The organism is Melaminivora alkalimesophila, assembly GCF_000282995.1.
Taxonomy (GTDB): Bacteria; Pseudomonadota; Gammaproteobacteria; order Burkholderiales; family Burkholderiaceae_C; genus Melaminivora; species Melaminivora alkalimesophila.
In genome coordinates, this window is sequence record NZ_ALEE01000030.1 from 1 (window position 1) to 619 (window position 619).

General features: G+C 78.7%; 1 protein-coding gene. It reads left to right on the forward strand.

All coding sequences use genetic code 11. The features are described 5' to 3' along the window. On the forward strand, positions 1-568 hold a 568-nt coding region (locus A612_RS00280), incomplete at its 5' end, for a histidine phosphatase family protein (protein ID WP_019372622.1). Between the last annotated feature and the right edge of the window lie 51 nt (positions 569-619).

Here is a 619-nt window from a genome sequence, read left to right on the forward strand (position 1 = left end):
GCGCCTGTGGCTGGTGCGCCACGCGGCGCCCGAGATGGCGCCGGGCACCTGCTACGGGCGGCTGGACGTGCCGGCGTGCCCGCAGGCCACCCAGGAGGCGGCGCATGCGCTGGACGGGGCCTTGCCGGCGGGCGTGGCGCTGGGCTGGCACTCGCCCGCGGCGCGCTGCGCGCAGCTGGCGCGCGCCCTGCACTCCCTGCGCCCGGACATGGCCCTGCGGGCCGATCCGCGCCTTGCGGAAATGGACTTCGGGCGCTGGGAAGGGCAGCCCTGGGCAGCCCTGCCGCGCGCCGAGCTCGAGGTCTGGGCGGAGCAGCTGCACGTCCACGCTCCCGGCGGCGGCGAACCGCTGCAGCGGATGCTGGCGCGCGTGGCGGAGGCGTTGGCGCAGGCGCGCATCGCGCGCGCAGCGGGCGACGTGCTGTGGATCACGCACGCCGGCGTGGTGCGCTGCGTGCACTGGCTGCTGGCGCATGGGGGCGCGCCGGCGCGGGCGCAGGATTGGCCGCGGCAGGCGCCGGGCTATGGGCGCTGGACCTGCGTGCCGCTCGACCCGCCGCCGGCCTGACCGAGCACGGGCGGCAGCTCCAGCACCAGGCTGGCGGGAGCGTCCAGCGCC